General features: G+C 45.8%; 18 protein-coding genes. 6 read left to right on the top strand and 12 right to left on the bottom strand.

Going from position 1 to position 24,567, the window contains the following annotated elements:
* Window positions 1-14 precede the first annotated feature (14 nt).
* From KOE27_RS19295 to KOE27_RS19305, 3 genes are all read right to left on the bottom strand, one after another.
* Complete coding sequence (locus KOE27_RS19295; protein WP_215240445.1) at window positions 15-365, bottom strand: DUF4260 domain-containing protein; 351 nt, start codon at window positions 363-365, stop codon at window positions 15-17.
* An 11-nt stretch (window positions 366-376) separates the two neighbouring features.
* Window positions 377-997: a TetR/AcrR family transcriptional regulator gene (locus KOE27_RS19300; protein ID WP_215240446.1), complete on the bottom strand. Its 621-nt coding sequence runs from the start codon at window positions 995-997 to the stop codon at window positions 377-379.
* A gap of 142 nt (window positions 998-1,139) precedes the next feature.
* Window positions 1,140-1,673 (bottom strand): YceI family protein, encoded by a 534-nt coding sequence (locus tag KOE27_RS19305; protein WP_215240447.1) that lies wholly within the window; start codon window positions 1,671-1,673, stop codon window positions 1,140-1,142.
* Between the two features lie 237 nt (window positions 1,674-1,910).
* Here KOE27_RS19305 and KOE27_RS19310 point away from each other — a divergent pair, with 237 nt between their 5' ends.
* Window positions 1,911-2,726 carry a transglutaminase domain-containing protein gene (locus KOE27_RS19310; protein WP_215240448.1) on the top strand — a complete coding sequence of 272 codons (816 nt, stop codon included), beginning with the start codon at window positions 1,911-1,913 and terminating at the stop codon, window positions 2,724-2,726.
* Window positions 2,727-2,822: 96 nt separating this feature from the next.
* Here the strand turns inward: KOE27_RS19310 and kbl are convergent, their stop codons facing one another.
* Together kbl and KOE27_RS19320 are read right to left on the bottom strand one after the other, a co-directional pair.
* Entirely contained in the window at window positions 2,823-4,013 is a 1,191-nt protein-coding gene (gene kbl, locus KOE27_RS19315) for a glycine C-acetyltransferase (RefSeq protein ID WP_215240449.1), read from the bottom strand.
* Between the two features lie 36 nt (window positions 4,014-4,049).
* Window positions 4,050-5,003, bottom strand: a complete 954-nt coding sequence (locus KOE27_RS19320; RefSeq protein ID WP_215240450.1) for an NAD-dependent epimerase/dehydratase family protein — start codon at window positions 5,001-5,003, stop codon at window positions 4,050-4,052.
* Between the two features lie 183 nt (window positions 5,004-5,186).
* Here KOE27_RS19320 and KOE27_RS19325 point away from each other — a divergent pair, with 183 nt between their 5' ends.
* Window positions 5,187-5,648, top strand: a complete 462-nt coding sequence (locus KOE27_RS19325; protein ID WP_215240451.1) for an Lrp/AsnC family transcriptional regulator — start codon at window positions 5,187-5,189, stop codon at window positions 5,646-5,648.
* Window positions 5,649-5,651: 3 nt separating this feature from the next.
* Here the strand turns inward: KOE27_RS19325 and KOE27_RS19330 are convergent, their stop codons facing one another.
* The 4 genes from KOE27_RS19330 to KOE27_RS19345 all read right to left on the bottom strand — a co-directional run bounded on the left by KOE27_RS19330 (window position 5,652) and on the right by KOE27_RS19345 (window position 12,871).
* Complete coding sequence (locus KOE27_RS19330) at window positions 5,652-8,084, bottom strand: hypothetical protein (RefSeq protein ID WP_215240452.1); 2,433 nt, start codon at window positions 8,082-8,084, stop codon at window positions 5,652-5,654.
* A 148-nt stretch (window positions 8,085-8,232) separates the two neighbouring features.
* The gene (locus tag KOE27_RS19335) at window positions 8,233-9,366 is read right to left on the bottom strand and encodes a DUF4249 domain-containing protein (protein ID WP_215240453.1); all 1,134 of its coding nucleotides are present in this window, start codon (window positions 9,364-9,366) and stop codon (window positions 8,233-8,235) included.
* A gap of 11 nt (window positions 9,367-9,377) precedes the next feature.
* Window positions 9,378-12,149: a TonB-dependent receptor gene (locus KOE27_RS19340; RefSeq protein ID WP_215241683.1), complete on the bottom strand. Its 2,772-nt coding sequence runs from the start codon at window positions 12,147-12,149 to the stop codon at window positions 9,378-9,380.
* Entirely contained in the window at window positions 12,149-12,871 is a 723-nt protein-coding gene (locus KOE27_RS19345; RefSeq protein ID WP_229252838.1) for a hypothetical protein, read from the bottom strand. Before KOE27_RS19345 ends, KOE27_RS19340 begins: the two co-directional genes overlap by 1 nt.
* Window positions 12,872-13,104: 233 nt before the next feature.
* Here KOE27_RS19345 and KOE27_RS19350 point away from each other — a divergent pair, with 233 nt between their 5' ends.
* Together KOE27_RS19350 and KOE27_RS19355 are read left to right on the top strand one after the other, a co-directional pair.
* Window positions 13,105-14,166 carry an NAD-dependent epimerase/dehydratase family protein gene (locus KOE27_RS19350; protein ID WP_215240454.1) on the top strand — a complete coding sequence of 354 codons (1,062 nt, stop codon included), beginning with the start codon at window positions 13,105-13,107 and terminating at the stop codon, window positions 14,164-14,166.
* Window positions 14,167-14,245: 79 nt separating this feature from the next.
* Window positions 14,246-15,094 (top strand): beta/alpha barrel domain-containing protein, encoded by an 849-nt coding sequence (locus KOE27_RS19355; RefSeq protein ID WP_215240455.1) that lies wholly within the window; start codon window positions 14,246-14,248, stop codon window positions 15,092-15,094.
* Here the strand turns inward: KOE27_RS19355 and KOE27_RS19360 are convergent, their stop codons facing one another.
* Window positions 15,095-15,988 carry a PorV/PorQ family protein gene (locus tag KOE27_RS19360; protein WP_215240456.1) on the bottom strand — a complete coding sequence of 298 codons (894 nt, stop codon included), beginning with the start codon at window positions 15,986-15,988 and terminating at the stop codon, window positions 15,095-15,097.
* 111 nt (window positions 15,989-16,099) lie between these two features.
* Window positions 16,100-17,215: a hypothetical protein gene (locus KOE27_RS19365; protein ID WP_215240457.1), complete on the bottom strand. Its 1,116-nt coding sequence runs from the start codon at window positions 17,213-17,215 to the stop codon at window positions 16,100-16,102.
* Between the two features lie 100 nt (window positions 17,216-17,315).
* Between KOE27_RS19365 and KOE27_RS19370 the strand changes: the two genes are divergently transcribed.
* Window positions 17,316-17,906 carry a thymidine kinase gene (locus tag KOE27_RS19370; RefSeq protein WP_215240458.1) on the top strand — a complete coding sequence of 197 codons (591 nt, stop codon included), beginning with the start codon at window positions 17,316-17,318 and terminating at the stop codon, window positions 17,904-17,906.
* A gap of 117 nt (window positions 17,907-18,023) precedes the next feature.
* Here the strand turns inward: KOE27_RS19370 and uvrA are convergent, their stop codons facing one another.
* Window positions 18,024-20,861 (bottom strand): excinuclease ABC subunit UvrA, encoded by a 2,838-nt coding sequence (uvrA, locus tag KOE27_RS19375; RefSeq protein WP_229252976.1) that lies wholly within the window; start codon window positions 20,859-20,861, stop codon window positions 18,024-18,026.
* A gap of 349 nt (window positions 20,862-21,210) precedes the next feature.
* Between uvrA and KOE27_RS19380 the strand changes: the two genes are divergently transcribed.
* Window positions 21,211-24,528: a SusC/RagA family TonB-linked outer membrane protein gene (locus KOE27_RS19380; RefSeq protein ID WP_215240460.1), complete on the top strand. Its 3,318-nt coding sequence runs from the start codon at window positions 21,211-21,213 to the stop codon at window positions 24,526-24,528.
* The last annotated feature ends 39 nt before the right edge of the window (window positions 24,529-24,567 follow it).

Consider the following 24,567-nt stretch of genomic DNA (forward strand, 5'->3'; position numbering starts at 1 on the left):
AATGCAAATTTTTTTTACTTCCCAATTTTGCCTAAATGCGTGTGCTTAAAATCATCGCTGTACTTAAGACCATACCCGAAAAAGCGATCCATTGCCGAGTGCGCAAAGAGGATAATCCCCGCCAGCATCACCATCTGATGCCCCATAACAAACCCCAAAACACCTACTGCAATTCCCAAAGCTTTGTGATGGACAATATTATAAAACACTGCGCCTGTTTTTGTTCCCAGGGTATAGCCAATCATACTCAGATCAGGAAGCAGCAGTAATGCGGGAAAAACCCACCAGGCAAAGTTCAGTTTCGAAAAAAGGAAAATAGCAAAAACAAACTCTGCCGCTTCTTCCAGTTTGATCAGATTTTTCATATTGGTACTTATTATAATGAGACTTTTAGCATCGATACAAAAAGGGCAAAGGAATTCTCCATTCTTTCCATTTCACGGTCATCACCAAATATATCCATTCTTTTCTTCAGATAAATGCTGATCAATCCGTGCATGTAACTCCAGATGGTCAGCCCGGTATTATCCAGGTCATGCCCTTCTTTAAAGTAACCCGCCTGGATGCAAGCTGCAATGACGATTTTAAGGAAATCAAACGAACGCATGCCATCTTCCCAAACCTCATCCCGGCACGACAATGATTCCATCGGAGCTTCCATGATAAACATCAGGTCATATAATTCCGGGTTCTCAATCGCATATTTAATATACTGTCGCCCCAACTCCACCAGCCTTTCAAAGGGATCAGCCACGCTCTGCACGACCAAAAACTCCTCCATCATCTTCTGGAAAGCTGCTTTCTGGAGAGAAAACAGCAGTTCGTTTTTGTCTTTATAATAGAGATATATCGTTGCAGGACTGTACTCAATGGCATCTGCTATTCCGCGGATACTTGTTTTTTCATAACCCTGCGAAAGGAATAATTTCTGTGCGGCATCCAGAATTAAACCTCTCATTTCTTCTCTTTCCCTTTCCTTTCTCTCAATGATACCCATTACTTGCTTTGGCGATTACGCTGCAAATATACTGAACACTGTTTAGTACACAACAACTGTTTAGTAATTTGTAAAACAAAAAGCACCCGATTGGGATGAAAGAATCAAACCGGGTGCTTTCTAAAACCTAATAAAGCTTTTACTACTCCTGTTTAACGAGCTGAATATTAGCCAGAAGTTTCACATCTTCGCCAATTACCAGACCACCGGAGTCTGTTAACTGCATATAATTCAAGCCAAATTCCTGCCGGCTGATCCTCCCTTCTACTTCAAAGCCTATCCTTAACTTACCATCTGCATCCCTTTCGGTACCTCCGTATTCTGCGTCGAGCTCAATAGGTTTGGTAATGCCCTTAAGTGTCAGCAGGCCGGAAAGCTTGTAATTGTCTCCTTTTACCTTGTGGAAGTAATTGGATTGAAAAAGAATGTGAGGATATTGTTCCGCATCGAAGAAATCCGCGGACCTCAGGTGAGCATCCCGGATGCTTTGATTGGTATCAATACTATTTACATCCAGCGAAAAATGAATTTCCGCATTTTCAAAATTATTCATATCCGAAGTAGCACCTCCCTGAAAATTATTGAAGGACCCAGTGATAGACGAGATCACAAGATGCTTGATTTTAAACTGAACCTCTGAGTGGACAGGATCTACGATCCATTTAGTAACTGCCATAACCAACTGATTAATTGTGTGATTTTTATTTAAAATATCAGGATTCCCTGCCGGCAATATATTCATAGAAATATAACAACGAAATCCTGCCGTATTATTTGTAAAAACACTAAAATTATACCTGTTTGCTACAGAGAACGTATTCGGAAAGAAAAACGGTTTCGCTGTCCGAAAATATTATCAGTTTACTGGTACACCTTTTGAATACAAGCCTCAATATACTAAATCAGTAACTCCATGAAAATGAAGGGAAAAAGCGTTTTCTCCTATGAAGTTTACGCACCCACAACGATCACCACCATGCTAAGGCCCCGACGCCAGGAAGGCCAGTCTATCATCCGGGAAGGCTTTGATATCAGCCCGGCGGTGCCGTTTTCGGAGTACACTGATATTTATGGTAATCCCTGCCAGCGTACCATCCTGCCTGTTGGCCAAGTAACGATCACCACAGAAGTAGAGGCGCAGGTGAGCCCTGCCAGGCCGATCCCAGACCCTGAGCCGCATTATATGCTGGTGGGCGACCTGCCCGACGATGTGATGCATTACATCCTGCCAAGCCGTTACTGTGAGTCGGACCTGCATGAAATAAATATGCTGGCGCTACAGATTGCCGGACATATTACACCCGGTTATCAGCAGGTGGAAGCCATCCGTTCTTGGATCCATCACAACGTTACCTATCAGTATGGGGTAACCGATGCCAGTACAACGGCCTTGGATCTGTCCAGAAGCCGTATAGGCGTTTGCCGTGATTTTACGCACCTGGCCATTGCCTTGTGCAGAAATTTGTGCATCCCGACAAGGATGACGGTAGGTTATCTCGACAAGCTGAAGGATATGGATCTTCACGCATGGTTTGAGGTATACATTGGCGGCGACTGGTATACCTTTGATGCAGTACAGGAAAAAACAGAGGGGTACCGCATAGAAATTGCGCATGGCAGAGATGCCGCAGATGTTGCCATGATTACACAGTACGGCAATGCTACTTTACAATCCTTACATGTGGAAGTGGAATTACTGGAAGCAGAATCCTCCCCTGCAAATCATTAAGATACTTTTGACCAGCACAACCCGTTTCCTCGCCGACCGCGTCTATGCAGACCGCGTCTGTGCAGACCGCGTCTTAATGTTGGGCTGCGCTGATGTTTATTTCAGGACTCCTAATAACTTACCCACTTTAGTGAATGCCTGTACTGCTTTTTCCAGGTGCTGCTGTTCATGCCCCGCTGAGATCTGAACCCTGATGCGCGCTTTCCCCTGCGGCACCACAGGATAGAAAAAGCCGATCACATAAATACCCTCTTCCAGTAATCTGGCCGAGAACTCCTGAGCCAGTTTGGCATCATACAACATGATGGGCACAATGGGATGTTCTCCCGGCAGGATATCAAACCCTGCTTCGGTCATTGCCTTCCTGAAATATGCTGTATTGTATTCCAGCTTATCCCGCAATGCGGTGGAAGCACTGAGCAGTTCCAGCACTTTGATGGAAGCTCCTACGATGGAGGGAGCCAGGGTGTTGGAGAAAAGATAAGGGCGCGAGCGCTGCCGGAGTATCTCAACAATTTCCTTTCTGGCCGCAGTAAACCCCCCGGATGCACCTCCCAGCGCTTTGCCGTAGGTCCCGGTAATGATATCAACACGCCCCATGACGTTGCGGAATTCATGCGTTCCTCGCCCCGTTTTACCAATAAAACCGGTTGCGTGGCATTCGTCAATCATGACCATGGCATTATACTGCTCCGCAAGGTCACAGATTTTATCCAGCTGTGCGATGGTCCCGTCCATCGAAAAAACACCATCCGTCACCACCATAATTCTCCTGCTTCCGGTAGCCGACTTTAACTGATCTTTTAGATCCTCCAGATCATTATGTTTGTATCTGAACCGCTTTGCTTTACACAACCGTATACCATCAATCAGTGATGCATGGTTCAGTTCATCCGAAATAATGGCGTCCTGCTCATTGAGTAATGGCTCGAAAACACCGCCGTTGGCATCAAATGCTGCAGCATAAAGGATACAATCTTCAGCGCCCAGGAATTCAGCGGTTTTTCTTTCAAGCTGCTTGTGAATGTCCTGGGTTCCGCAGATAAACCTTACAGATGACATACCAAAGCCATGTGTACGTATGGCGTCTATTCCTGCCTCAATAACCTCCGGATGAGACGAAAGTCCGAGATAATTATTGGCACAAAAATTCAATACCTCTTTTCCGTCACTAGTCCTGATAGCCGCTGCCTGCGGGGAGGTAATTATCCTTTCCTTCTTATAAAGCCCTGCGCCTTTGATCTCTTCAAGCTCCTGCTGCAATTCCTCTTTAATATTTCCGTACATGGTCTTTAAGATTAACAGGTTAATTGATTCCAAATATCAGTTCTCCACCAGATCGTATTTTTTCCTGAGTTCAAGGATCATTTCCTTTGTCATTTTCTCAAGATTATAGGAAGGCCGCCAGCCCCAATCCTTCCTTGCCTGACTGTCATCGACAGTTTGCGGCCACGATGCTGCAATTTCCTGTCGGAAATCGGGCAGATAAGTAACCTCAAAACCGGGAATTAATTTACGTATGCTCCTTATAACCTCATCAGGTGAGAAACTCATCCCAGCCAGATTGTACCCCGTCCTGATCGTGATCCGGTCAGCGGGCGCTTCCATGAGCCTCACCGAAGCATCCAGCGCATCAGCGATGTAGATCATCGGCAGAGTGGTGTCTGGCTTCAAAAAGCATTCAAAATGTTCGCCCTTCACAGCCTTATGATAGATATCAACGGCATAGTCGGTGGTGCCGCCTCCGGGCATCGACTGGTACCCTATGATTCCAGGGTACCTCAGTGAACGAATATCTATTCCATATTTTCTGAAATAATAATTTGACCAGTTTTCTCCGGCCACCTTGCTGATACCATAAACAGTGCCCGGGTCCAGGTAGGAACTTTGCTTCGCTTCGCCGTGGATACCGGCACCGAAAACGGCGATGGAACTGGGGTAAAAAACCTTTTTCACACCGTATTCCCTGGACGCCTCAAGGACATTAAAATAAGTTTGCATGTTGACCTGCCAGGTGATCAGCGGCTGCTGCTCTCCCTTTGCAGAAAGTATCGCTGCCAGATGGTACACCTGGCTAATTTTATACTTCTTAAATACCCCAAAAACCGCTTGCCGATCCGTAGCATCAAGAATTTCGAAAGGGCCCTTCACGTTTTCAGGCTTGCTCAGATCCGCCCCGATTACATTACTTTCACTGTAAATACCTCTTAAAAATTCAGCCAGAACTGAGCCAATCTGCCCGTTGGACCCAATGATTAATATGCGTTCCGATTTCATATACCAGGCTTTAAGTGAAAGTATAAATCTCCTGCAATTTTGAGATATGAAACAATATTTTCAAGAATCAGGTATATTTATAGTAAAGATTACTGCACTTAGTATCTTTCTCAGTAATTAGTATCAAATCGTGTCTTATAAATATTCTCTTGCAGAAAATATTATTCCAAAAAGAAAACATCAATGGAACAACTCGACAAAATAGATACCAAAATCCTGCGTATTCTTCAGAAAGATGCAAAAAAGACGACCAAGGAAATTGCTACGACATTGAATCTGACGGCATCACCGGTTTATGAGCGGATAAGGAGGCTGGAAAGCCTGGGTTACATCAAAAATTATGTGGCCATCCTGGACAAAAAACTGATCAACCGATCGGTCACTACCATCTGCCAGGTATCGATGCGTTACCACAACGAAGCTTTTATTGAAAAATTTGAACAGGAAATCCAGAACCTCGAAGAAGTACAGGAGTGTTACCACATGGCCGGGCAAGTAGACTTCCTACTCAAGATCAATGTCCGCAGCCTGGACGAATACCATGATTTTGTTAAATACAAATTATCCAAGATAGACAACATAGGTGTTCTCAACAGCACTTTTGTGCTTAAGGAGATCAAGCATACCTCCGAGTATTATATTTGAAAATTACAAACCTCTTTTCCCGACATCAAAGGTGAAGGTGTGGCTACCGGTATTACCAGCCGGGGTGATACCCTGGACAACCACTTTGTAACGCCCCGTCTGATCAGAAGTATAAAACTGAAGCTGTGCTTTTCCTGTTTCGTCCAGGGTTACATTAGGTTGCCAGTACAGCAGATTCCTGAAATCCGGAATGCGGCTTCCCAATGCAGTTTTGGAGTCGTATTTTGGAGAATAAAACTCTCTGGTGGCCTGAATCCCGTCATAAGGAGTTACCAGTACCCTGGGATCAAGTTCAAAACCGGCGAGATCATTCTGGTAAGTCGAAAAACTTGTGATGCCTGTAAAGCTCATGGTCCCCAGGAAATATTTGGCATTCATTAATTCAATTTTTTTGATCTTCAGAGGGTCAAACTCCATGATCTTATCAATATTGAAAACCGGTATTCCATCCAGCAAGACAAGTGGATCCGTGTTGTAAAACATATTGGGCACGAGCTTGTCAATCATCCTGAAATGAAATTCCTTATGTCTTCTTCTAACCAGCACTCCCCTTACATACTCACGCAACACCTCCTCCATGGTCGGGAACCGGGTAAAGTCATCCAGGAAATAGCGCTCATCCGGCTTGCCAAAAAATGCCATGGAGTCAGCCATCTCAGCCTTCCCCTGGGCATAAGGTTTTGGTAAAAAGACGTTACCCGTTTGCATGTTGATGGTGCGTTTCAGCAGTTCATTTTCCAGTGTTTTATCAAACAGGAAATCCGGGGATGTTTTTTCTGAAAATTGCCTGGAGAAAGGATTCAACAATTCAAATTTATAGGTGCTATCCTCCCGCAGGTTCGTTTGCAGAGTAATTTCCTTGGGCCCGAAAAAATCCTTTACTTCAAATCTCACTTCACCCTTCGTATTGCTTTGAGTGACATACAACCTGGACGGCGCGTCAGGAGCGGCCAGGTAGGTATCTATGCCGGCAGCAGCCTCGCCGGTGCGGGTATCCGTCAGCTTTGCATAAATAAAATGCCCGTGATGCTCAGGCAGATGGGGATACTCATCGTTTCCTGCCAATACATTTTCCCATTTAAACCTTCTCCAGCCATGAGTAAGCATCAGGTTATCCATGTCAGCGGATGCCGTTTTACTGGTCCCGTCGAAATAGGACTCGGGAGACTCCACTTTTCCACGCAGGTCGGACGACAGCCACAGATAACTCGAAATATCCTGTTGCCCGGGCATCTTTATGGAGTCGGCCAGGTAAATGGCTACGGAAAGATTGGCGCCGTTGGCCGGGACCGACGCAACATTGGCCGACAAGTCCAGTGTCACCATTTCGCGGGACATAAACTCCGGCTTTGCAACTTTTCCCGCAACTGCCAGAAAGTTGGTGGGATATTTAAAATATAACCGCTCACATAAAGGTCTGTGATTTTCGTCCAGCACGGTGATATGGGATATCCCGTCCCCAAGCAAATTTTTATCGAGGGCAAATATGGCTTTATTCCCCTCCAGGCTTAGTTTCTGTACCTGAACATTGCTTTGCCGGGTATGAGTAACCAGATAAAGGTTTTTCCGGTTTTCGCTTCCCGGTTTTCCTGTAACAGAAATGCTGAGCAAGTTAGCGGCTGAATCCTTCACTGCCATCACATACCCCTCCTGGGCTATGGTCGGTAGCGGATAGGTAAAGCTTTTTCCGTTCGCATTACGGATCACCGCTTTATATTCCTCCCCTTCCTCCGGCCTGAACATAAAATACCCTATACCATACTTCGAGGGCGAAAATCGGACGATCGTATCATTGCTGCGGTTAATCACCGCCCCTGAAAATGCAATTCCCTTCCCATCTGTGCCCACTGCCCGGAAAGCAACTTTTCCAGCCACATTCCTGACCATTTGCCCGCCTTCAGGGAAAAACTGAACATCATAACTCACCTCCTTTTTACTGTCGGGGTCCGGATCAAAACGGACAAACGGATTAACAACCGAAACCGGCATTTCAAAGAAATAACCCACATCAAAATTTTTCATCCAGTTGGTGTAACACCGAACCTTATACATACCGCTCGCAATGGTGGACGGGATAATCAGACTTCCGTTACCTTTACCTTCCAGCATGGAAAATTTGGTTTGCGCTACTGCATTATTCTCTTTATCCAGTACCTCCAGATAAGCCACTTTACTCAAATCCAGAAAACTGTTGGTGCCCGCTTCCACATTGTAAGCCTTAAACCACATCGTCTCCCCCACGACGTAAAAGGTCCTGTCGGTATGCAGGTATATCTTCTCCTGCACTGCCCTTTTGGCAAATAGCTGAAACCTGTCCCCGGTTGATTTCATCCAGGAATCCTGCCCACTTGCAGAAACGGCTACGAGAAGGAATAAAAGCTGAAAAAGATTGCCTTTGTGTTTCAACGGTATCATTGTATAAATGTGATCTATCATAACCAGTAATCTGGTTGTTTTATGGTTCCTCCCCGAAGCCTCCATCGGCGCAGGCACGGTTAATAATCAGTACAGAATCCGACATCGCCCAGTATAGTTAAGTAACCGGCCTTCCGAACCGACGCATACATCCTACTCATCCGCCAGGTTATCTCCAGAACGAAGGCCTCGTTGTAGAACCTCCCTGCAGCCGGCAATCTGCGCAATTTGGCGGAGCGGCCAGTACATTTTCATTATCCAGATACGATATCAGCAATTTCTGAGTATTAAAGGCACATTCTTTAGGCTCTTCCCTGGGCGAAGGGCAGCGGATGGGTAGCGTATCCGCTTCACACTGAGGGAAATACCCCAGATGCGGCGTAACAAATATCCTTTTCTGCGTTTCCACGGAAGCACTGAAATAACCAAATACCAGCTCGCGGGCATTGGCCTTATTTCTGATATTACCGGTAACCTGGGAAGGAAGGGGATCAAACAAGCTCCCCGTCCCCTGCGTTGTTTTGGATAAATTGGTCCAGTATTCGAAAGCCTCACGGGTTAGTCCGTATTGTTTTACCAACAGGCTGTATTTGATAAAAAGTTTGTTGGTAGCGATATCCACCAGGCTGAGCGGCAGGTCCTTTATCTCATCCTTACTTAACTTAATCGTTGACCCCAGCATGATGTTGGTTGAGGACGAGCTGCGCCAGCAGGTATAAATATTATCGGGGCGATTTATGATCTGATCGCCCTGCACCATTATAGTCGAATATTTTGACGCCGTATATTCATAGGTTTCTTCAAATTTCCAACGGTAAAAACGGGTATTGTTGGTGGGGTCATGGGTACTCACCATGAACACCATGCCATTTCTTGGTTCGTCCAGTTTTGTGGAAATGGAGTCAATAGGTGGTGTAGTACTTACTTTGACATATTCGGACAGATATTCCTGTCCTCCCTTTAAGACGACAGACAAGCGGTATTTCGTCGTCAGATCAATTCTGACCGGTGGAAGAATGTAAAGACCTTTGCCCTGTTCTGTAAAATTAAAGCTCTCGCCCGCCTCGCTTTGTACAGACACTTTAGCACCTGCTTCAAAAGCAGGCGCTGTATTGGCATTAACATTTTGTGAATGCCGAAGCTCTATCCTGCTGGTATCCTGCCCGGCATTTAAAAAACCATCAACCACCAGATATCCTTCGTCAGAATTTACTTCGGGTGGTGAAAAAGGATCAATACAGCCATATATGAGTCCCATTAGCCCGGTTGTAAGCACTATCAGCAGTAAATATTTTTTGATCATCTTAGTGACAATTAAAATCGGAAGTTGTAAGTAAGGGTAGGTATCGGCTGTCCAAAAATCGAAAGCTGGTATCCGTTCACCCTTCCCGCAATAGTCTGAAAATAAACTGATGTGGGATTCTTTCGACCGAGCAGGTTATACACGGCAAATGTCCATGAGCTATGCGCGAGCTTTTTGATCTTATGGTTTCCTTCAAAATTCATCGCCACATCCACACGATAATAATCGGGGATCCTGAACTGGTTACGGTCTGCATAATATACCCGCTGCGAGCCGTCTATGATGTACTTACCAATGGGCGGTGTATAGGGGCGGCCGGTACTGTATGTAAAATTCAGCGATAAACTGAACCGATGCGAAAACCGGTAGTTGGTGATAGCCGTGAAATCGTGTGGTTTATCATAATTGCTCGGATAAAAATTCCCGTCGTTTGGTGCATCTGGTGAATCTCTGTCAATAGCCCTCAGCAAAGTCCGTGAGTAGGTATATCCTATCCAGCCGTTCAGTTTTCCTGTCATTTTCTTGATCATCAATTCAATACCATAAGCTTTTGCCTTGGTATTGATGACAGCCGCTTCTATATTATGATTCATGATCAGGGAATCGCCGCCTTTATAATCGAGGAAGTTGTGAATATTCTTGTAATATCCTTCCAGAGAAACCTCTATTTTGTTACCTCGCAGGTTGCGGTACAAACCCAGCGAGATCTGATCCCCGATCTGCGGTTTGATAAAAGGATCACTTAACTTCCAGATATCCGTTGGTGAAACGGTCATGGTGTTGGTCAGCAGATGGATGTACTGCCTCAGCGTGTTGTAACTGACCTTTAAGGAAAGATTATCCAGAATACTATACCTGGCCGAAACACGAATTTCGGGGCCGCCGTATTTCTTAATGGCTTTTCCTGAAGAGTAGCTGACTGTCCCGTCCTGATAAATATAATCTATCGGATATCCCTCTACATACTTGTTAACCGTTTTGGGACCAAGATACTGGTAAAAAGAATACCTCAGTCCAGCGGTGATAGACAGCCTCGGACTGGCTTCAAATTTATCCTCTATGTACACCGCACTTTCCAGTGCCTGTTCCGTTTCCAGCTCATCCGGAATGATCAGTGATTGCTCTCCACGAGCCTTAAAGGACCCCGGATGCAGTTTATAATAAATAGAACTTAATCCGAAATCCAGGGTATGCTTAGGTGTGAGATTGTAACTGAAATCGGCTTTAAAATTGGATTGGTTGATATCAAACTTAAGATCAAAGGAGTTCAGCGGAAGCCCGGACGCTCCCATGTGGTATTGATATTTGCTATGTGACGCCGTAAACTCACTGTATAATTTCGAATTAAAAGTATGTTTCCATTTCAGCGCACCCAACTGATTCTGATAGGTATACAGCGTATCGCCATATAACCTGAAACGATCGCTGCTGTTGTAAGCGGTCAGTAAAATCGTATTTTTTTCGTTGACCTCATGCGTAACCTGAAGATTCAGGTCATAAAAAGATGCCGAACTTTTGTTGTAAGCCGGATTGTCCAGCGCCCTGATCACCCAGTTGGAATAGGTGGAGCGCCCGCCCAGAATGAACGACGTTTTGTCCTTGATGATCGGCCCCTCCACAGTGACCCTGCCGGTTACCAACCCGATACCGCCTGAGACCACAAATTTTTTCTTATTACCATCGCGGCCGTTGATATCCAGTACTGAAGATAATCTGCCTCCGAATTTGGAAGGAATCGTACTTTTGTAAAGTTCTACATCACGAAGGATGTCAGGATTAAATGCCGAGAAAAATCCAAAAAGGTGTGATGGGTTGTAAATAACGGCCTCGTTAAACTGGATCAGGTTCTGATCCGTGGAACCACCTCTAACATTGAGGCCAGTGCTGTTTTCTCCCACCGACTTGATACCCGGCAAAGTAAGAACCGTCCTTAACAGATCCGTTTCACCAAACACTGTCGGTACCTGTTTCAGGTTTTTAATAGTCAGTTTCACCTGTCCCATTTGGGTACCTACAACGTTTTTATCCATACCTGCCTTCACAGACACCTCCTTAAGGGCAATTACACTTTCACGCATTTCTATGTCCAGCTTGCCATCGGAATATAACACAATTCTCCGCTGCGTTTCGCGCATACCAAAGCTTTTCACTTTCAGCTGGTGTCTCCCGCGTGGAATGGTCAGTGAATAAAAACCCAGGGCATCGGTACTGGCGCCAATGGAAGGGCTTTCTATGAAAACCGCCGCACCAATGACGGGCTCCCCATTGGTTGCATTTCGGATATAACCGGTCACGGTGGAGTTGCCCGGCACAATCCTGTGTTTTCTGATACCAATTTCGTGCAGCTTGCTTTCTGCCGTGGAAAGCAATTTCTCTCTGGCATCATTTTCCGGACCTGTATAAGCCGTGGCCTGGCTATCAGATCCATTGTCAGGATCGAAAATACCCGGCTGTAACTGTGTGATGATGCGCTGGCCTTCGGTGATGAATATCCTTTTCTGGGCATCAATTGCGTATTCAAATTCAGATCCTTTGAATACCTCGTCTAAAACCTTCCTGATGGGCTGGTTTACTATGTTAAGATCCAGCGTAAGGCTGTCGAACCGGGTGGCATCGTAGTAAAAAAAGTAGCCCGACTGTGATTCGACCTGCTTCACAAATTCATTGAACCTTGCGGAATCAAGTTTCATTGAAATGAGCTTTTCGGGTACAGCCTGCCCGAAACCATTTCTGGCGGATAACAGGAAACCAATCAAAAAAGAAAGATGTAAAAGTTTTTTCATCATATAGCCAATTCATCATAACGGGCTACCATTGTCGAAATGGCTGCCTCACGGTTTTTCCTGTATTTGATATGCTGCTCCCGAAGCACCTTTTTCAATTCCCGGCTGTGCTCCGGAAAAAGTGCCAACACCGATTTTTTGGAGCGTACCTGGTGATACATTCCATTTTGGAAGATGTAATAGAAATCCTTTTGCGGGAAAAGCGGGATTATTTTTTTCTCAATAATTTTTTCCTGCCGCTCCTTTTTCCTGCGGACCAGCGTTCTGGTTTTACCCTTGTATATTAAATCATAGAAACCCGTTTGCATGGAGGGGCCAATGGTCTTGCCTGTGATCATCCTGTCAAAATGATGTCCCATGAGGTCAAAATACTTGACACGCTCCGATTGAAGCAACATATAATCACCCTGCAAACTCCTGATTACCAACTCATCCCTGACAATGTCGTACAACATGGGAATACTGTCAAAGCGCTGCCCATCATAATAAACACTGCCCTTTTCCCACTTCCGTTCCACATAAAACTGATGTTCCTCAGCCTTAGGATCATACAAATAGTAGATTCTGCCGTTATATAAATTCTGAGTGTAGGCCGTTGCCCGTTTATATTCGGTTTCCGGATAGGATGCGCCATCGACTGCAAGCGCTTTTGAAGCTGACTGTCCCTGCAACATCAGCGGGATAAGAAAAGCAGAAATAAACAAGGGTACAGCTATGCGCATATATTCGCCATTTTTTTAAGATAATAACGCGTCGGGTAAATGTTATGTGGCAATTATTCTTTAAAAGATGTGAATATAAGTTACTTACTTGAAAAAGCAGAATAATCATTTGTTAAAAGACCGCTGGATAATCAAATTGGTTGGAAGGAATAAATTTCTTTTTATTTGGGTTCAATCTGAAAGATTGCCTCTAACTTTGAAAACTGAAAGATTATTTAGACACATCTCTTACTATGAAATTACTTATTACCGGCGGGGCTGGTTTCGTGGGTTCTGCACTGGCAATATCTCTTAAAACAAACTATCCTGACTATCAGGTATTTGCACTTGACAACTTAAAACGCCGTGGTTCTGAACTGAATATCAGCCGACTGAAACAAGCTGGTGTAGAATTTATCCACGGAGACATCCGGAACAAGGAGGATTTTGATGCTTTTCCTCCCGTTGATGCCGTAATTGAAGCTTCTGCGGAGCCTTCGGTACTTGCCGGACTAGATGGTACACCCGATTACCTGATCAATACTAACCTGGTAGGGACAGTCAACTGCCTGAACTATGCCTTAAAACATAAAGCCGACTTCATCTTCCTTTCGACCAGCCGCGTATATCCTATTAAAACCATTGAAACCCTGAATTTCGTTGAAGAGGAAACCCGTTTTGCGCTCAGTGATGAACAGCCCGTGCCGGGTGCCTCATCCAAAGGCATTGCAGAAGATTTCCCCCTCAATGGCGCCCGTTCGCTGTATGGAACCACCAAACTGGCCTCGGAACTGATCATTCAGGAATACAATGAGTTTTATAACCTGCGTACTGTGATTAACCGCTGCGGGGTGATTACCGGCCCCTGGCAAATGGGAAAGGTGGACCAGGGCGTGATGGTACTATGGATTGCCAAACATTATTTTGAACAGCAGCTGGGATACTTCGGCTATGGCGGAACCGGCAAACAAATCAGAGATATGCTCCATGTTGCAGATCTTTACCGGCTCATCGACTGGCAGCTCCATCATATTGACAAGGTAAACGGCGAGATTCTCAATGCAGGTGGTGGGCTAGAAAGCAGCGCTTCTTTACAGGAACTTACTAAAATATGCCAGGAAGTAACCGGGAAAACCATCCCGATTAAGGTTGTCCCGGAAAACAGAACGGCTGATATCAGACTTTACGTTACTGACAACACAAAGGTTACCGCATTAACGGGCTGGAAACCTGAGATCGGAATCAGACAGATTGTTGAGGAAATCACGGCCTGGCTGGCAGAAAACGAGGAAGCTCTTGCTCCTATTTTAAAATAACGAACATACCCCCGGATTTTCATAAGATACCGACACAGCGTTACGTTTTCTTTACCGGAAATGCCTTTATCTTTATCTTATGAAAATCGTTGAATGTCCCAGGGATGCCTGGCAGGGTCATCATACTTTCATCCCTACCCCTGAAAAGGCAGCTTATATCAATCAGCTGCTCAGGGTAGGTTTTGATACCATTGATTTTGGAAGTTTTGTATCTGCCAGTGCCATGCCACAGGTCAGGGACACTGCCCATCTTATAGACCGACTCGACCTTTCCGGGACTTCCACCAGGTTGCTGTCCATCGTTGCCAATGAGCGGGGTGCACAGGAGGCATGTGCTTTTGAACAGATCAGGTATCTGGGTTTTCCGTTTTCAGTATCGGAAACATTTCAGATGCGCAATACGCATTCCACCATCAGTGAGTCTCTGGGAAGAGTAGAAAGAATAACCGCTGCTGCCCATCAACATGGTAAGGAAGTGGTTATTTATATCTCTATGGGATTCGGCAATCCGTACGACGACGAATGGAATACGGACATTGTATTGAATTGGGTAGACAAACTTTCACTACTGGGCATACGGATTTTTTCCCTTTCGGATACCGTTGGTGTTGCGAGGGAAACAGATATCAGCAGCCTGTTTGCCCAACTGATTTCTACCCGGCCCGACCTCGAATTCGGTGCGCATTTCCATTCCCTTCCCGGTCAGTGGAAAACCAAACTTGATGCTGCTTTCCTGTCAGGCTGTCGCCGGTTCGATGGTGCCATCCTGGGATACGGAGGCTGCCCCATGGCCCAGGATGACCTGGTTGGCAATATGCCAACAGAAAAATTAATTGCGTTTGCGAAAGAGAAAAAAGAACCGATCCGTATCGACATCGAGGCCTTAGAAATGGCAAAAGGCATGTTCATACGGCTAATCAACAGCTAGTTAAAGCCCAGCCGGATGTTTCTCTTTTTGTCCCTTTGCTGATTTAAGAAGATATAACAAAGAAAAATGGTGTGACCAGCCCAGTTGCGGGTGGGTACTAACGGCATAATCTATTCTGAATTTTAAAGTACTGAACCCTGTGCCGAAATAATGCATAACCGGCCGTGTGGAGATCCCCGTTCTCAAATAAAGCTGTTTCAAAAAGCGGTACTCCAGCCCCGCCCGGAAAGCTACCGGCTGATCTGTATGTTTATTCATTTCTGCACTGAACGTGACTGTCTCTCCTGACGAATATTGAAATCCTGCTTTCAGAACAGTTGGTACCCTGGCATGCAAATCGCCCGAATAGGAAGATTGTAAAAGGTTATACATGTGAGCGCCAACGGATAATGCCGGCGTAACTTTTACGATCCCTCCAAGTTCCATCACCGCGGCTCTATGGCTGGTAGACAGGGAAGAAATATTAACGGCTGTCTGCAAATAGTTGACTTTCATACCCAGGCTGACTTGATTGATCCGGTGCCCGGCACCGATCGCCATCGCGAATTCATTATAGAATTTATCCCCGAAACGTAAAACAGAAAACCCACCGGACAAGTCTGAAGAAAGTGGGCTGGTTATGGCAAAAGCAACAGTATTAAGCCCTTCAAAACCAAAATGAGAATCGAATGATGAGAATAGGGCAGGCTGCCCTGATGCAGCCATACCTGCAGCATTCCCATAAATGGAGAACTGATCATGACGAGCCACAGTGGCATTGGCAATACCCCACGCTCTTGCTCCGGCCACAAAGGGATTGCCCTCCGCAAGAGAAAAATGGATAGAAGTACCAAAAAGAATAAAGAAAAGAATGAAGTTTTTCTGTCGAGTTAAATATCCAGATTGCTCTTTCATATTTAAAACGCCAGTTTGTATTCAAAAAAATAACCACAAACCAGACAGCAACTGCCTGGTTTCGATTGAGGCAATACGGGACCTCAGTCCTTATTTTCTAACTTCTATGCCTTAGTTGCTGAACTTTCTTTTGACGAGCGCCAGTAAGGAAGTAACTGCTTCGCCGTTCACATCCCACGCATACTTGGAGGCATACCGGTGCCAGATAAGATCCTGCGCTTCCTCGTAACTTTTAACAGTATCCAGTTCATAAATCGCTTTATCAAAATGTTCGCTGTTTTTATTGAACAACTGATTCACAAACATAAACCGCTGGCCGAGGGGGATAGAACCAGCAATACTTTCCACTTTTACCGGCACATTGCCGTAGGTATTCTCTTCCATAACTTTGGGCATATTTACTTTAAAACGACTATTGAGGGATTCCTTTTCGGCCACATGGGTTTTGGAAACGATATCGGACAGTATTGTTTTGACGGGCTCGGCACGGGAAACGGAAGAGGACACGCTCAAGGCAGGTTCCAGCTCAGTAAATGCCGAATCAAAGAAAGATTTAGATTCCGACGGGTTGCTGGCCACGGGATGGGCAGCAGTCACCTGAGGCAAAAGCTCCTCCGTATTCACCGGTAGTATTTCAGCAAATTGTGCAAGGTAATCATCCTTGGCATCAAGCGCTTCCGGTGCAGAAATAATGTCTTTCACCCAATTGACGGCCTGGACGCCACTGACAGAATCCCTGCCCGTATGGGAGAGTCTCTGATCCAGAACTTCGGCAATATTACGGTGGATATGGGTATACTTAATGAGTTGCTCGGATACAGCATGATTGAAACCTTCCTTAGCAGCAGCGCTTATTTTCTCTTCAAAATAGATTTCAGGAGTAAAAAGCAGGATAACAGCATCTCTGACAGAGGCGATGAGCAGCGTTTCCAGGTCTGCCCGTTTAACGGCTATGTGACGGGATGCCTTGTTCATGAAAACCTGCAGCGCTTCTCTTACCTCGTCATTTTCAAAGTCGAAGTAAACGCTTCTGAAAGCCTCCGCATTTCCCTTCCATTCTTCAAACAGCCTGTTAAGAATCCCAAGATTGACCTGGCGCACTGGTGTAATTTTCAGAAGCTCACTACCCGTAACTATATCCTGCGACCGGTACGACTGATTCAGTACCAGGGCTGCAAACCGTGAAGCGTATTGATTGAGCGCATTTATATTCAAACTATTCGACATAACGAATAAGAGATTTTTAACGAGAGTGTTTTAACAAAAATATGTTTGATTTGTAAAGATATTAAAAATTAGCTGCCGGGGCAGCCCATGTTATTCAAAGATGTTTGTAGAACCTTCACATACAAAACAAAATCAACGTACCGGTTGGATCGAGGTAATCTGTGGTTCCATGTTCTCGGGAAAAACCGAAGAACTGATCAGACGACTGAACCGCGCGATCATTGCAAAACAGAAGATACAGATCTTTAAACCAGCTTTGGATAAACGATACCATACCCAGAACATTGTTTCGCACAACGACAATTCTATCCCATCCACGCCTGTTGGTCTGGCGCAAGAGATACTGCAGTACACCAATGACTGTGAGGTGGTTGGTCTGGATGAAGCGCAATTCTTTGACGAATCAGTGATTGATGTCTGCGAAACGCTTGCCAATTTTGGCAAAAGGGTCATCGTTGCCGGACTTGATATGGATTATATGGGAAAACCTTTTGGATGTATGCCACAGCTCATGGCCATTGCCGAATTCATTACCAAGGTACATGCGGTGTGTATGGTATGCGGCGAGGTGGCTTCTCATTCTTATCGTCTTTCACCTTCCGGCGACAGGGTTTTGCTCGGGGAGGCGGATCTGTATGAAGCCCGTTGCCGAAGATGTTTTAATCTGGGTGAACTAGCCGAAGCACAATAACGTATCTACTTTCCTGATTAACGATACATCAGAAAACCTCACCACTTGGTAATATAAACCTGGAGGAGAGGGCATGACTAAAAGCAGCACGAGGTGTGAGTCTCGTGCTACCTGGCGCTATCCCTTTAATTCATCTTTCAGGAAATATCCTGTAAAACTTCCCTTTACCTTTGCCACCTTTTCAGGTGTTCCTTCCCCTACCACCCGGCCGCCCTGGCCACCGCCTTCGGGCCCCATATCAATAATATAATCAGCGACCTTGATCACATCCATATTGTGCTCAATGATCAGGACGGTATTCCCTTTCTCCACCAGTTTATTTAAAACCAGCAGCAGATGTCTTATATCCTGAAAATGCAATCCCGTGGTAGGCTCATCCAGAATGTACAGCGTCTTGCCGGTATCGCGCTTGGATAACTCTTCCGATAATTTCACGCGCTGCGCCTCACCGCCGGAGAGCGTCGTGGCATGCTGGCCTAATGTAATATAGCCCAATCCCACGTCAAAAAGCGTCTGTACCTTCCTGAGCAACCGCGGCTGATTTTCAAAAAAATCCAGCGCCGATTCCACCGTCATATCCAGTACGTCCGCGATTGATTTTCCTTTAAAACGAACTTCCAGCGTTTCCCGGTTGAAACGCTTTCCTTTGCAGGTTTCGCAATCAATATGAACATCGGGCAAAAAATCCATTTCAATGCGTTTCATTCCTGCTCCTTCGCAATCTTCGCAGCGCCCGCCTTTTACGTTAAAAGAGAAACGACCGGGTTTGTAACCACGAATCTTCGATTCCGGCAATTCAGCATAGAGAGTGCGGATATCTGTGAAAAGATTCGTGTAGGTAGCCGGATTGGAACGAGGCGTTCTACCGATGGGCGACTGGTCCACCTCAATGACCTTATCTATATTTTCAAGCCCCTCAATGGATTTATAAGCAAGCGGTTCTCTTCTTGATTTATAAAAATAATGATTGAGTAAAGGAAACAGCGTTTCGTGGATGAGTGACGATTTTCCGCTCCCACTTACACCGGTGACGCAGATCATCGTACCCAATGGAATAGAAATGCTCACATTTTTAAGATTATGCCCCGTACAACCCTTGAGCGCTATCTGTTTCCCATTTCCTTTCCTACGGACTTCCGGTACTTCAATACGCTGCCGACCACTCAGATATTCGGCAGTAAGCGACCCGTTTTTCAGGAAAACCTCGGGCGTGCCTGCGCCAACCACATTTCCCCCATGCCTGCCCGCACCTGGACCGATATCCACAATGTAATCAGATGCCAGCATCATATCCTTGTCATGCTCCACCACCAGCACTGTATTTCCAAGATCTCTCAGGCTTTTCAGGGAATTGATCAGCCGGACATTATCCCGCTGATGCAGCCCAATGCTCGGCTCGTCCATGATGTACAGAACGCCTGTAAGCTGCGTGCCTATCTGTGTCGCCAGACGTATCCGCTGCGCCTCTCCTCCTGACAAAGTCCTCAGTGCGCGGTTCAGGGTGAGATAATCCAAACCCACATCCAGCAAAAAGCCTACCCGCTTTCTGATCTCCTTCAAAACCTCCCCCGCAATCATACGCTGCCGTTCTTCCAGCCTTTCCTCCAGATTCACGAGCCAGTCCGACAGCTCACGGACATCCATGTCAGAAAGTTCGGCAATATCTCTTTTATCGATTCTGAAATGAAGCGATTCCTTACGCAACCGCTTTCCGTTGCATTCAGGACAGGTTTTGATGACCATAAAATCTTTCAGCCAATCCTGTATCTTATCATTTCCGCTTTCCTGCTGGCGTTTCAAAAAGTTGATGATCCCGTCGAACTTGGTTTCCCACTCTGTACCGGGATATTTTTTGGAAGGTACCGGAACAGCATCCTCACTGCCGAACAGCACCACCCGGATAGCCTCCTCCGGAAACTTTTCCAGCGGAGTGGTTAGTGTTACCTTATATTTTTTAAGTAATACTTCGAGTTGCTTAAAAATCCAGGCCTCCCGATATTCACCCATTGGAGCAATCCCACCCCTGCTGATAGACAAAGACTTATCAGGCATAATAGATTCCTCCGTAATTTCCTCCACTACCCCAAGCCCCTGGCAGGATGGGCACCAGCCGTATGGCGAATTAAAAGAAAAAGCATTGGGAGCCGGATCATCATAGCTGATCCCGGATTCCGGATCCATCAGGTTTTGTGAGAAATAATAAGTTTCTCCCTTTTCATCCAACACCATCAAAGCGCCTTTTCCCTGCTTTATGGCCGTAGCAACCGACTGGCTCAGACGGTATCTGGATTGTGGATCTTCAGCTTCCGACTTGGGAATGACCCGATCGATTACGATTTCAATATCATGCACTTTGTAACGGTCTAGCTGCATTTTAGGAGTGATCTCCTGAACCGTACCGTCCACTCGCACCTTGTTATATCCCAGGCGGGCAATCTGCACAAACAGTTCGCGATAATGCCCCTTCCTACCCTTCACCGCCGGAGCAAGCAATATTGTTTTTTGTCCCAAAAACTGGGTCATCAATTGATTAACAATCTGATCCTGTGATTGCTTCACCATCCTCCTCCCGGTAACATAGGAGTAGGCTTCACCTGCACGGGCATAGAGTAACCGGAGAAAATCGTAAATCTCAGTTACCGTTCCGACGGTTGACCGCGGGTTTCTGGAAGTAGTTTTTTGCTCGATACTAATTACCGGCGACAGTCCGCTGATCTTGTCAACATCGGGACGCTCCATTTCACCGATAAAACCACGGGCGTATGCAGAAAAACTCTCCATATATCTGCGCTGCCCCTCTGCGTAAATGGTATCAAAAGCAAGAGAAGATTTCCCGCTCCCGCTGATACCTGTTACCACCACCAGTTTATTCCTGGGAATGGCCAGATCAATGTTTTTAAGATTATGCTCGCGTGCACCCTGAACTTCGATCAGGTCCTGCTCGGCCACTTCCATACCGTTTAAGTATTCCAAAATCAGAAAAGTTAATTTATTATGTGTGATACTTCACAAGGCATACGACTGATTAACCACAAAAATACACGTTGAGTTGCAAATATTCTTTCCGTTGTTATAAGCCGTGCGTATACACATAACAGATTAAAAGATTCCACACGCAAACGCGTCATGCAAACGATTGCTTTTTATATTTTTCAAAGAAATACACATCATGTGCCCATTAGTATATTTATATTAATTGTTCATATATAACAAAATAAACTATTGATCTTTCATTGCATTCTATATATTTGATACCATATTGATATTTTTTTATACATTATTAACATTCTACATCTTTCACTTTATGAGACAAAATTTACTATTTCTACTCTCACGGGGTGTGATAGCTTTGCTGCTGGCCGTTACGGCGCAACTATCCTATGCCCAGGATCGCCAGGTTACCGGCAAAGTCACATCGTCTGTGGATAAAATGGGGCTTCCCGGTGTAAACATTCAGGTAAAAGGTACTACTAACGGAACAGTAACGGATGTAGAAGGCAACTATAGCATTGATGTGAAGTCGCAGGAGGCAGTACTGGTATTCTCTTCCATCGGTTTTGGGAAACAGGAAATAACAGTAGGACCCAAAACAGTTATTGACGTTAGTATGGTTGACGATGTCAAAAGCCTCAGCGAAGTTGTCGTGACGGGGTATGGTTCTCAATCCAAAAAGGAAATTACGGGGGCCGTGGCTACGCTGGACGCCAAACAATTGCTGACCACTCCCTCCACCAACCTTGGCCAGGCCTTACAGGGCAAAGTCCCAGGTGTGGTGATCGGCAACGAAAACAGCCCCGGAGGTGGAGTTTCCGTCCGGATCCGGGGGTTTGGAACCATTAACGATAACTCCCCTCTCTATGTAGTGGATGGCGTACCTACCAAAGGCATGGGTGCCAACGGGGTATCCAACACACTGAACACACTGAACTTGAACGACATAGAATCCATGCAGATTCTAAAAGACGCTTCTGCAGCTTCGATATATGGATCCCGGGCAGGAAACGGAGTGGTTATCATTACTACAAAAAGAGGAAAAATTGGCAAGCCTGTTTTCACCTATGACACGTATTATGGCACGCAGCGCCCCGGGAAATTACTCGACATGCTGAATACCCAACAATACGCCGACCTGACGTGGGAGTCGCGGATCAATACCCTCAACCTTGGTGCCATGAAAGACGGGGCCTTTCCGGCGGGAACAGTACTCACCTACCCCAAACATGCCCAGTTTGGAAGCGGATCTACCCCTAAAATCCCTGATTATATTTTCCCGTCCGGAACCTACGAGGGAGACCCCAGGGTTGCCAAGGACGCCAATGGTAATTATATCAATTACAGTACCGATGTCAACTCTGCCAACTTCAATAAAACCGTTTGGCTGATCACCAAAGCAAACAAAGAGGGCACCAACTGGCTGAAGGAGATTTACCAGCCCGCCCCCATTCAGAATCATCAGATTGGTGTTTCGGGAGGAACGGAAAGCGGCCGTTATGCCATGTCTCTGAATTATTTCAATCAGCAGGGACTGATGATACATACGAGCTTCAAACGGTATACCCTGCGTTCCAATACCGAATTTAATGTTAACAAGAGGATCAGGGTGGGGCAAAACTTCCAGGCCGGTTACGCCTCCAGAATCGGACAGCCCAACGGAAACAATGCCGAAAGCAACCCGACTTCCTTTGGTTACCGTGTTCCGCCCATCGTACCGGTATATGATGTGGCCGGGAATTTTGCCGGAACAAGAGGTACAGATATTGATAATTCGGTAAACCCCGTATCGCTGCTCTACCGGAACAAGGATAACCAGCAAAATGAGGTACGGTTGTTTGGCAATGCCTTCGCAGAGGTGGATATTCTCAAAAACCTGACGGCCAAAACCAGCTTCGGTATTGACTATAACCTGTATAACTATCGTAACTACGTGCCCAGGGATATTGAATCGGCAGAAGCCAGAAGCACCCAGACTTTAACCACGACCAACAATTACGAATGGACCTGGACCTGGTACAACACCCTGACATACAACCTTGTACTAAACAACTCTCATAAAATAAATATTATTGCGGGTACTGAATCTATCAAAAACTACTACGAAAACTTTGATGCGAGCCGTACCAACTACCTGGTGGATGCCCTTGATAACCGTTATCTGAGCGCAGGTACCGGTGTACAAACCAACAACGGCGGAGCTGCAAACTGGCGGCTGGCCTCCGAATTCGCCCGCGCCAGTTACAGCCTTCAGAGCAAATATCTTTTTGATGCCACCATCCGCCGCGACCGCTCTTCCCGGTTTGCAGCAGCCAACCGTGTAGCTTATTTCCCCGCGGTAAGTGCCGGATGGGTTTTATCTGATGAGAACTTTGTAAAAGCAGCAGGCTCCTGGCTTTCTTATGCCAAACTCAGGGTGGGCTGGGGACAAACAGGTAACCAGGAAATTGGTAACTACAACTCCTTCACGCAGTTTGCCACCAATCCGGCGTTGTCGTTCTACGATCTGAACGGATCCAAAACATCTGCCATCGCGGGGTACGAACTGATTCAGTTTGGTAATACCAAAGCAAAATGGGAAACCACCACTTCCACAAACATTGGTTTGGATGCCGCTTTGTTCAAAGGATCTGTTGATATTGCTCTGGACTGGTATACCCGCACGACGTCAGACATGCTCTTCCCGGTGTCTCCACCGCTTACCGCCGGAGTAGCGGCATCGCCTTTTCAGAACATCGGCTCTATGCGGAACCGTGGTATTGACCTGGGTATCAATTACAATGGCAAGGCGATCAACGGCGACCTTACCTACAACGCCGGGGTTAATTTCAGTACCTACCGAAATCTGGTGACACGAACCAATGGTGATCCGAATACGCAGTATTTCGGTATCAATGACGAACGTATCCAGAACTTTGTGGTAACGCAGCAGAATTATCCGATCTCCTCCTTTTTCGGATACCAGCACGACGGCATTTTTCAGACAGACGCAGAAGCGAAGGAAGCTCCCAAAAATAACCTCGGCTCAAATGAGAACCGTGCGGGACGTTTCAGATTTGTGGATGTCAACAAGGATGGTGTAATTGACACCAAGGATTTGAGCATTATCGGAAATCCTCACCCCGACTTCACTTATGGTATTAATATCAATGTGAATTACAAAGGGTTTGGCCTCGCTATTTTCGGTTCAGGGGTGCAGGGTAACCAGATTTTCAACTATACCAAATACTGGACCGATTTCCCGACTTTCTTTGGTAACAAAAGTACACGCATGCTGAACGAGTCGTGGAGGCCTGGAAAAACAGATGCTATACTCCCCCAGCTGAATTCCAGCGACCAGGTAAGTATACTTCCTTCAAATTATTATTTGGAAAACGGATCATACTTCCGCTTTAAAAATATCCAGCTTACGTATTCTTTACCCAAAACCTTGCTGAGCAGACTGGGCCTTGGCCCCTGCCGGATTTATGTACAGGGCCAGAACCTGGTTACCATTACCAAATACTCAGGTATGGATCCTGAAATTAACCTGCGGAATTACGGCGCCGGAAACGACAGGCAGATCGGCGTGGACGGAGGATCTTATCCTGCCTCCAAACAATATATCGTAGGCCTGAATGTCAGCTTCTAAACATCGGCCGTAAGCAAAATCGAAAAACTAAAAAAAATT

The organism is Dyadobacter sp. CECT 9275 (genome assembly GCF_907164905.1).
Taxonomy (GTDB): domain Bacteria; phylum Bacteroidota; class Bacteroidia; order Cytophagales; family Spirosomataceae; genus Dyadobacter; species Dyadobacter helix.

Coding starts and splice junctions, on each gene's coding strand:
- KOE27_RS19370 (WP_215240458.1), top strand. CDS start 17,316: ATGTTTGTAGAACCTTCACATACAAAACAAAATCAACGTACCGGTTGG.
- KOE27_RS19305 (WP_215240447.1), bottom strand. CDS start 1,673: ATGGCAGTTACTAAATGGATCGTAGATCCTGTCCACTCAGAGGTTCAG.
- KOE27_RS19335 (WP_215240453.1), bottom strand. CDS start 9,366: ATGATCAAAAAATATTTACTGCTGATAGTGCTTACAACCGGGCTAATG.
- KOE27_RS19325 (WP_215240451.1), top strand. CDS start 5,187: ATGGAACAACTCGACAAAATAGATACCAAAATCCTGCGTATTCTTCAG.
- KOE27_RS19320 (WP_215240450.1), bottom strand. CDS start 5,003: ATGAAATCGGAACGCATATTAATCATTGGGTCCAACGGGCAGATTGGC.
- KOE27_RS19345 (WP_229252838.1), bottom strand. CDS start 12,871: ATGCGCATAGCTGTACCCTTGTTTATTTCTGCTTTTCTTATCCCGCTG.
- KOE27_RS19295 (WP_215240445.1), bottom strand. CDS start 365: ATGAAAAATCTGATCAAACTGGAAGAAGCGGCAGAGTTTGTTTTTGCT.
- KOE27_RS19300 (WP_215240446.1), bottom strand. CDS start 997: ATGGGTATCATTGAGAGAAAGGAAAGGGAAAGAGAAGAAATGAGAGGT.
- uvrA (WP_229252976.1), bottom strand. CDS start 20,861: ATGGAAGTGGCCGAGCAGGACCTGATCGAAGTTCAGGGTGCACGCGAG.
- KOE27_RS19310 (WP_215240448.1), top strand. CDS start 1,911: ATGAAAATGAAGGGAAAAAGCGTTTTCTCCTATGAAGTTTACGCACCC.
- kbl (WP_215240449.1), bottom strand. CDS start 4,013: ATGTACGGAAATATTAAAGAGGAATTGCAGCAGGAGCTTGAAGAGATC.
- KOE27_RS19360 (WP_215240456.1), bottom strand. CDS start 15,988: ATGAAAGAGCAATCTGGATATTTAACTCGACAGAAAAACTTCATTCTT.
- KOE27_RS19355 (WP_215240455.1), top strand. CDS start 14,246: ATGAAAATCGTTGAATGTCCCAGGGATGCCTGGCAGGGTCATCATACT.
- KOE27_RS19350 (WP_215240454.1), top strand. CDS start 13,105: ATGAAATTACTTATTACCGGCGGGGCTGGTTTCGTGGGTTCTGCACTG.
- KOE27_RS19330 (WP_215240452.1), bottom strand. CDS start 8,084: ATGATAGATCACATTTATACAATGATACCGTTGAAACACAAAGGCAAT.
- KOE27_RS19365 (WP_215240457.1), bottom strand. CDS start 17,215: ATGTCGAATAGTTTGAATATAAATGCGCTCAATCAATACGCTTCACGG.
- KOE27_RS19380 (WP_215240460.1), top strand. CDS start 21,211: ATGAGACAAAATTTACTATTTCTACTCTCACGGGGTGTGATAGCTTTG.
- KOE27_RS19340 (WP_215241683.1), bottom strand. CDS start 12,149: ATGAAAAAACTTTTACATCTTTCTTTTTTGATTGGTTTCCTGTTATCC.